The following is a 7,289-nucleotide window of genomic DNA, read 5'->3' on the forward strand; positions in this document are numbered from 1 at the left end:
CGTCGGCCAGGCCGTCGGCCCACGAGTCGTACGACCACAGCCGGCACCCGCCGAGCGCCGGACCGAGCTTCGTGCTGTGCACCGCGACGATCATCGCCAGGCCCGAGCGTGCCCCGGTGGCGGCCACGACCCGCTCGTGATCGAAGGCCAGGGTGTCGTCGGTGGTGGTTCGGGTGGGCAAAACAGCGGTCATCGTCGATCGTTTCTGTGGATGTGCATAACTGGGCGGTAGTGACGGTAATTCCAGCAGCATCCGTCGTCTGCAACAAGAGTTCTGCTTCGCACTGCACAATCTGTTCAACCAGACTCCGATTCACCGGCATACACTGGCCAGCATGACCGCTCTCGACGCAACCGACCGCCGGATTCTGGCCGCCCTCGACGACGACCCACGGGCATCCGTTCAACTGATCGCCCTGAACCTCGGCCTCGCCCGCGGAACAGTGCACGCCCGGCTCGACCGGCTGACGCGCGAAGGCGTGCTGCGCAAGAACTCGGTGCGGCTGTCTCCTGCCGCGCTGGGGCTGCCGATGCGGGCCCTCGTGACCGCTGAGGTCGACCAAGACCAGTTCGACGAGATGATGGTCGACATGGCCGGCATCGACGAGGTGATCGAGTGCGTGGGGCTCGCGGGCGAGAACGACCTGATGATCCAGATCGTGGCGCGTGACGCCGACCACGTCTACGACATCACGAAGCGCATCAAGGGCTGCCGCGGCATCAACCGCACGGCGACGTCGATCGTGCTGCGCGAGCTGCTGGAGTACCGATTCGAGCATCTCTTACATGAAGGGGTGTCGCGGGGCTAGCGTGGCGCTATGAAGAAGAGACGGTTCGTGCCGTGGGCCCTCATCGCGGGGCTCGTCGTCGGAATAGTTATCGCGGGTCCGGTGAATGTCGGCTGGCACATGGTGTGGATCGGGCTGGTCGTGGGCGGCCTCGTCGACCTGCTGCGGTTCACGCTCGCGGGCAGCCGAGGCGGCGACCGAGCGGGCTCCGGAGACGGTGGTGGGGGCGCGGGAACGCCCTTCGTCTACGGCGACGGGGGTGGGCACCACCACGGCGACCACGGCCACGGCGGCGGCTTCGACGGGGGCGGCGGAGGCGACGGCGGTGGCGGTGGTGGAGGCGACTGACGCCGACAGGACGAATCCGCGCTGGCGCACGCTCAACAGGAGAAACTCGCGGGTTGGGCGGCCCGCGTCATGTCGAGCGAGGGGTTTCGACGAGCTCAACCCGCGTGAATACGGGCTAGAAGATCATCGGCCGGTCGTCGTCGTCGCCCAGTACGTCGTCGAGCTCGACCAGCACCGGCACGTGGTCGCTCGGCGCCTCGCCCTTGCGCTCGTTGCGGTGGATGCTCGCGGCGATCACCAGGTCGGCGAACGACTGCGAGCCCAGGATGAAGTCGATGCGCAGACCCTCGTTGCGCGGGAAGCGCAGCTGCTTGTAGTCCCAGTAGGTGTAGCCCTCGGGAACGAACGGCCGCACGGTGTCGACCAGGCCGATGTCGGCGAACGCGGCGAAGGCGGCGCGCTCCTCGGGCGAGACGTGGGTCGACTGGCCGACGATGATCGTCGGGTCACCGTTGTCGTCGTCGGTGGGGATGATGTTGAAGTCGCCCATCAGCGCGAGGGGGGCGCCGTCGTTGGCGGCCAGCCAGCGCGCCGTCTCCTGCTTCAGCTTGGCGAGCCAGTCGAGCTTGTAGACGAGGTGCGGGTCGTCGAGCGAACGTCCGTTCGGCACGTACAGGCTCCACAGGCGCACGCCGTCGACGGTCACGCCGATCGCCCGTGCCTCGATCGGCTGGTCGGGGCCTTCCGCACCTTTCAGAAAGCCGGGCTGTCCGTCGAACTGCGTCACGACATCCGTCATCGGAAGCCGCGAAGCGAAGGCGACGCCGTTCCACTGGTTCAGCCCGGTGAGCTGCACGTCGTAGCCGGCCGCCGTGAACTGCTCGTACGGAAACTGCTCGGGCTTGCACTTGATCTCCTGCATCGCGAGCACGTCGACGTCTTCGCGCACCATCCAGTCGACGGTGCGGTCGACGCGGGCACGGATCGAGTTCACATTCCAGGTGGCTACACGCATGCCCCCAACGCTACCGTTCGACCACGGCCGCGAGGCTCAGTAGTCTTGAGCCTGTGACTGACGCGCGTACCCAACTGATCGAGTTCATCAAGGCTGACGCCGTATTCCACGGAGACTTCACCCTTACCAGCGGTAAGAAGGCCACGTACTACGTGGACATGCGCCGCGTGAGCCTCGACCACCGTGTCGCCCCGCTCATCGGACAGGTCATGGTCGACCTCATTTCCGAGATTCCGGATGTCACGGCCGTCGGCGGTCTCACCATGGGCGCCGACCCCATCGCGTCTGCCGTGATGCACCAGGGCATCGCCATGGGTCACAGCTACGACTCCTTCGTCGTGCGCAAGGAGCCCAAGGACCACGGCCGCGGCCGCCAGGTCGAAGGCCCCGACCTCGAGGGCAAGCGCGTCATCGTGCTCGAAGACACCTCGACCACGGGCGGGTCGCCGCTCAAGGCCATCGAGGCGCTGCTCAAGGTCGGCGCGATTATCGCAGGCGTGGCCGTGGTCGTCGACCGCGCCACCGGTGCCAAAGAGATCATCGAGGCCGCCGGCTACCCCTACTACTCAGCCATCGGTCTGGGCGATCTCGGCCTCGAATGAGCGACGACGATTCGACCCCTGGCGAGGGTTTTCCCTGGGGTTTGCGCCCCGGGGGAGAAGTCGGGAAGAAGCAAGACCCGGATGCCACGGAGCCGGAACGCACACCGGCTGCCCCGCTCGACCTGGGGCATTTCCTCGCTCTGAACCAGACCGAGATGATCGCCGCCGCCACGGAGCCCGACCCGCCCACTGAGGCGAACCCACCCGCCGCGGCGAACCCACCCACCGAGACCAACCCACCCACCGAGACCAACCCTCCCACCGAGACCAACCCGATCCGCCTTCCCGTCGACGACAGCGTCGATGACGGCGAGCCGACCGCGGCGTTCGACTTCCGCGCGCCGCCGCCCCCGCCGGTCGACCCGCTCCGGGCCCCCGTCTACCACGAGGGCCGTGCTCTGCCGTGGGAGCAGCCGCCCGCGTTCGACCCGGCGCTCGACGGCGCGACCGAGGTGCTCGGCGCCGAAGCGGTCGGCATGGACGCCCCGGCGGGCGAGTCCGCTCCCACCTCCGCGATCGACGCGCTGTTCGGCGCGGAGAAGTTCCACGAGTACACCGACGCTCCGGTGCCGGTGGTCATTCCCGTCACGTCGCGCGAGCTGGTGGCGATCGCGCCGCCCGCACGGCCGAAGCCGCCCGCGCCGAAGGGGCCGCGCGCACCCATGCCGAAGAGCCAGCGGGTGCTCGTCGGCATCGCGGCCGGCCTCGGCGCCGCGCTCGCGCTCGTCGGGCTGTTCTTCCTGGGTACCCGGCTCAACGAGGCGTCTCCCGCCGCGGACGCGACCTCCTCGCGCACTGCGAGCTCCACACCGGCACCGAGCATGACCGCCGAGGCGCCGGTCGTGCCCGTCGCAGACCTAGGACCGGTCGACCCGGGCACGCACGAGTGGAAGCAGCTGCTCGGCACCGAGTGCCTCGAACCCTTCGTCTCGGCGTGGGAGAGCGAGTACACGGTCGTCGACTGCTCGACCCCGCACGGCGGCCAGTTGGTCTACCGCGGCCGCTTCGACGACTCCGCGGTCGACGCCTTCCCCGGTCTCGAGGCCCTGCAGGCGCGCATGAACTTGCTTTGCTCCAGCCCCGAGAACATCGACTACGCCGCCGCCAGCCAGTTCGATGACATTCAGATCTCGTCGAGTTATGCCGGAACCGAGGAAGACTGGGCGAGCGGCAACCGCAACTACTTCTGCTTCGTCAGCCGGTCGTCGGGCGAACCCATGACGGTGGGAGTCTCCATGCCGCCGCGCGCCGCACCGGTCATTCCCGTCGTTCCGTCGCAGGAACCGTAAGAGGCAGGCGCAGTGTTCTCGATCATCACCCAGACGCTGCGCCTCGCGGCCGCGCGCTGGCCGGTGCTGCTGGCCTGGTACCTCGCCGGGTGGCTGGGCCGCTACCTGGTGATCGAACTCGCGGCGACCCTGGGGTCGACGAACGCCCTGCTCGGCCTGCTGTTGATGCCTCTCGCCATTCTTGCGAGGCTCGCGAGCTTCATCGGCATGTTCCTGGTGCTGCGCGACTCGATGCCCGCGTTCAGCGAGCTGAAAGAGAGCGGCCTCGACGATGTCGACCGCACGGCGCAGGGCGGCGGCAGGGCAACCCGGATCTACGACATCTTCCTCGTCAGCATCCTGCCCTTCTTCGCGTTCTACGCCGCTTGGCAGTTCCTGGGCCAGGACACCCTCGCCTATACCGTGTCTGCGCTCGAGAAGATGAACGTCTTCGACCCGGACTACACGCCGGGCGGTGCCGTAATCGACCTGCGATTGAACTGGGCATCGATCACGGCGATCGTGCTGGCGTTCGCCGGTCGGTACCTCATCAAGCGGTACCGATCGAAGCTGCCCAAGTGGACGCCCATCGTCGCCGTGTATCTCGAGGCGGTGTGGGTCTACCTGTCGGTGCTGCTCGTCAGCAACTACATCGGCGACGTGAACTCGTGGGTCTCCTCACGCGCCGCCGTGGAATGGGTGGCCTCGGTGCGCGCCGACATCACCGGGGTGTTCGCGCCGGTCGGGTGGATCTGGAACGGGATCGAGTGGGCGATAGCCGAGACGGGCGCGCTGGTTCTGCTTCCCCTGTCGTGGCTGGCTCTCGCCGGAATCGTCTACGGCCGCGCGCTCGCCGCCCAACCGGTCGGGTTCCGGCCGCGCGGACGCTACGTCGACTCCGCACGCACCCGGTTCGCCACCCTGCCCACGGCCGTCACCCGCCGCTTCACCGACGTCGGCAACGACTTCGCCGGCCGGTGGCGCCCGCTCGGCAACGCCCTCGTGCTCATCTGGCGCGCCGGGGTCCTGCCGATGGGCGTGTTCGTTCTGGCGTACACGCTGCTCGAGGCGGCGACCTCGTGGGGGTTCCTCGCCGGTGTGCAGCTCATCGGCGCGCACGACGTGAACGAGTGGTGGAGAAGCTTCGACCGGATCCTGGGGTTCGGCATCGACGCCATCATCGAACCGTTGCGCATCTGCCTCATCGCCGCCGGATACGACTTCTGCCTGCGCAAGCTGGAAGAGCGGCGCGACGCTGCGGCCGTGCCCGGCGCTGCTACAGCCGGAAGCTGAGGTACCGCGGCAGTTCGCTCGGCACGGTGACCGCTAGCGCGAGGTCGTCGCTCGCGTCGCTCGCGACGACGAAGGTCGACTCCAACACGTAGGGTGCGACCGCGTCGGTCGGGCAAATCGACGCGGTGCCCTCTGACGGGTCGTAGTCGATCGGATCGGTCGCCGCGTCGTCCCAGCTGCGCGAGACGGACCCGCCATCGAACTCTTCGAGCTGCACCTGGCAGCCGGGCGGCTCCGCGTCGCCGGCAGGCGATACCCGCACGGTGACGACCACGAGGTCGCTGCCGGCCGGCAATCCGATCTTTTCGCCCTCGGCGCTCGACGCCGAGATGCGTTGCGTGCTGTCGACGCTCCACCGGGCCTGCGCGAACTCGGCGGTGTCGCCAGCGTCAACCGTGACAGGGGCGCTCGCTCGGCCGCCGAAGTACTGGGTCCACTCGGTCGCGAAGGTGATGCCGACGGTGGCGGGCAACAGCACGGCCACGGCGACGAGACCGATCCAGTTGCGGCGCAGCCACGGCTTCATCGCGCACCCCAGACCGGCAGGTCGGTCTCGATAACCGACGCGACCTCGATGGCGTGCAGATCGACCGGGATGACGATCATGGAGTCGGCACGCGGGTCGGAGGAGACGGCGAGCTGCAGCTCGGCGTGACGCGCGGCATCACTCGAGAGGAGCGCCGCGGGCAGTTCGAACATCAGCGGGCCCGTCCAGGGAATACCCGCGCTGAGGCGGATCGCGGCGATCGTCGCCGTGTCGGGCCGGGTGGACGCACTGTAGGAGACGTCGCCCACCGTGAACCGCGCGTAGCCGAAGGTCGTGCCGCCGGAGATCCGCGACTCGACACTCGCGTCGACGACGACCCAGACGCCGGTGGTCGGGCCCGCCCAGCCATTGCCCGCCTCCACGGTTTTGGCGACGCGCACCTCGTCGACCGTGGCCACGATATTCCGGCCGCTGAGCGTCTCGCCGAGCTGGCCGCGCACCGGGATGGGCGCCTGCTGCTGTTCGTCGTTCGGTGTCGTGTGCGCGACCACGCCGGCGAGCACGAGGATGACGACGAGACCGGCGCCGTTGGCGACGTGCCGCCAGAGCGGTGTCGGACGCGTCATCCGGACACCCCTGCCCCGAGGTCTTCGACCGTGAAAGTGACGTACGCAGCCACGTGGAAGTCGGAGAACCGGTCGCCGAAGTACACGGCCGCCTCGCCCTGGTTCTCGCGGTCGAGGATGTCGACGCGCAACTCGTCGCCGTCGGCGAGCTCGTCGGCCGGAACCTCCCAGACGTAGGCGACCCGTACCGGCACGTTCGGCTGCACAGTGGAGACCGTGCTCCCGTCGTCGAAGACGATGATCCTCGACGGGGCGGTCGAATCGCCCGCGAAGTCGACGCCGACCGGCAGAAGCGAGTCGGCCGCGCCCGAGACCTCGGTGATGCGCACGGGTTCGTCCCAGGTGTTCTCGACCGTCGCCACGACCACGAGGAGCCGATTGCCCTCGTCGGGCATGACCAGCTGCTCGGGGAAACCGTCGATCAGCGAGGCCCGCTCGGCGGTGACGGTGAGCTGCAGCGCCTCGTAGCTGTCACCGGGCTCGAGCTCGGGGATCGGCTCGGCGGGAACGGCGTCCAGGCCGCCGAGCGCCGCGGAGAACGCCAGCAGCACGGCGGAGATGCCGGTGATCAGCCATTTCGTCGGCAGCCGGTCGTACAGCCCGCGGGCGCGCTGGCGCCAGGAGCGCAACTCGACCGGCGGGTTCGGCAACGAGGGCGACTAGATCTCGTCGGATTCGATGGGTTCGGGGTTCACGAGGTCGGCGACGCTCGCGAGGATCTCGTCGGGGCGGAACGGGTAGCGGTCGATCTCGGCCTGGTCGCTGATGCCGGTGAGCACCAGGATCGTGTGCAGGCCGGCCTCGATTCCGGCGACGATGTCGGTGTCCATGCGGTCGCCGATCATGCCGGTGTTCTCGGAGTGGGCGCCGATCTTGTTCATCGCCGAGCGGAACATCATGGGGTTCGGCTTGCCGACCACGT

At 68.5% G+C, this 7,289-nt stretch carries 10 protein-coding genes and 1 pseudogene; 5 read left to right on the top strand and 6 right to left on the bottom strand.

Annotated features, from left to right (window positions below):
• A pseudogene (locus tag ACLQ6X_RS07270) lies at nucleotides 1-193 on the bottom strand (Glu/Leu/Phe/Val dehydrogenase family protein); the annotation flags it as partial.
• 142 nt (nucleotides 194-335) lie between these two features.
• On the opposite strand from ACLQ6X_RS07270, the gene ACLQ6X_RS07275 reads away from it, so the two are divergent.
• Entirely contained in the window at nucleotides 336-809 is a 474-nt protein-coding gene (locus ACLQ6X_RS07275) for an Lrp/AsnC family transcriptional regulator (RefSeq protein WP_411699508.1), read from the top strand.
• Between the two features lie 9 nt (nucleotides 810-818).
• Nucleotides 819-1,136, top strand: a complete 318-nt coding sequence (locus ACLQ6X_RS07280; protein WP_411699509.1) for a hypothetical protein — start codon at nucleotides 819-821, stop codon at nucleotides 1,134-1,136.
• Between the two features lie 115 nt (nucleotides 1,137-1,251).
• On the opposite strand, the gene ACLQ6X_RS07285 is transcribed toward ACLQ6X_RS07280, so the two are convergent.
• Nucleotides 1,252-2,091, bottom strand: a complete 840-nt coding sequence (locus ACLQ6X_RS07285; protein ID WP_411699510.1) for an exodeoxyribonuclease III — start codon at nucleotides 2,089-2,091, stop codon at nucleotides 1,252-1,254.
• Nucleotides 2,092-2,144: 53 nt separating this feature from the next.
• Here ACLQ6X_RS07285 and pyrE point away from each other — a divergent pair, with 53 nt between their 5' ends.
• The 3 genes from pyrE to ACLQ6X_RS07300 are packed head-to-tail and all read left to right on the top strand — an operon-like array spanning nucleotide 2,145 to nucleotide 5,254.
• Nucleotides 2,145-2,693, top strand: a complete 549-nt coding sequence (pyrE, locus tag ACLQ6X_RS07290; protein ID WP_411699511.1) for an orotate phosphoribosyltransferase — start codon at nucleotides 2,145-2,147, stop codon at nucleotides 2,691-2,693.
• Entirely contained in the window at nucleotides 2,690-3,982 is a 1,293-nt protein-coding gene (locus tag ACLQ6X_RS07295) for a hypothetical protein (RefSeq protein ID WP_411699512.1), read from the top strand. Before pyrE ends, ACLQ6X_RS07295 begins: the two co-directional genes overlap by 4 nt.
• Before the next feature lie 12 nt (nucleotides 3,983-3,994).
• Nucleotides 3,995-5,254, top strand: coding sequence for a hypothetical protein (locus tag ACLQ6X_RS07300; RefSeq protein ID WP_411699513.1), 1,260 nt, complete (start codon nucleotides 3,995-3,997; stop codon nucleotides 5,252-5,254).
• Here the strand turns inward: ACLQ6X_RS07300 and ACLQ6X_RS07305 are convergent.
• From ACLQ6X_RS07305 to ACLQ6X_RS07320, 4 genes are all read right to left on the bottom strand, one after another.
• Entirely contained in the window at nucleotides 5,238-5,780 is a 543-nt protein-coding gene (locus ACLQ6X_RS07305) for a hypothetical protein (protein WP_411699514.1), read from the bottom strand. The genes ACLQ6X_RS07300 and ACLQ6X_RS07305 overlap by 17 nt on opposite strands.
• Nucleotides 5,777-6,367, bottom strand: coding sequence for a hypothetical protein (locus ACLQ6X_RS07310; protein ID WP_411699515.1), 591 nt, complete (start codon nucleotides 6,365-6,367; stop codon nucleotides 5,777-5,779). Before ACLQ6X_RS07310 ends, ACLQ6X_RS07305 begins: the two co-directional genes overlap by 4 nt.
• Nucleotides 6,364-7,017 (bottom strand): hypothetical protein, encoded by a 654-nt coding sequence (locus ACLQ6X_RS07315; RefSeq protein WP_411699516.1) that lies wholly within the window; start codon nucleotides 7,015-7,017, stop codon nucleotides 6,364-6,366. Before ACLQ6X_RS07315 ends, ACLQ6X_RS07310 begins: the two co-directional genes overlap by 4 nt.
• Nucleotides 7,018-7,026: 9 nt before the next feature.
• Nucleotides 7,027-7,289: HAD hydrolase-like protein (locus ACLQ6X_RS07320; RefSeq protein WP_411699517.1), on the bottom strand; the 263-nt coding region annotated here is incomplete at its 5' end.

Source organism: Conyzicola sp., from assembly GCF_046714715.1.
GTDB lineage: Bacteria > Actinomycetota > Actinomycetes > Actinomycetales > Microbacteriaceae > Conyzicola.

Bases quoted from the DNA above. Each gene is read 5' to 3' on its own strand.
- ACLQ6X_RS07280 (WP_411699509.1), top strand. From the start codon at position 819: ATGAAGAAGAGACGGTTCGTGCCGTGGGCCCTCATCGCGGGGCTCGTC.
- ACLQ6X_RS07285 (WP_411699510.1), bottom strand. From the start codon at position 2,091: ATGCGTGTAGCCACCTGGAATGTGAACTCGATCCGTGCCCGCGTCGAC.
- ACLQ6X_RS07310 (WP_411699515.1), bottom strand. From the start codon at position 6,367: ATGACGCGTCCGACACCGCTCTGGCGGCACGTCGCCAACGGCGCCGGT.
- ACLQ6X_RS07305 (WP_411699514.1), bottom strand. From the start codon at position 5,780: ATGAAGCCGTGGCTGCGCCGCAACTGGATCGGTCTCGTCGCCGTGGCC.
- ACLQ6X_RS07295 (WP_411699512.1), top strand. From the start codon at position 2,690: ATGAGCGACGACGATTCGACCCCTGGCGAGGGTTTTCCCTGGGGTTTG.
- ACLQ6X_RS07275 (WP_411699508.1), top strand. From the start codon at position 336: ATGACCGCTCTCGACGCAACCGACCGCCGGATTCTGGCCGCCCTCGAC.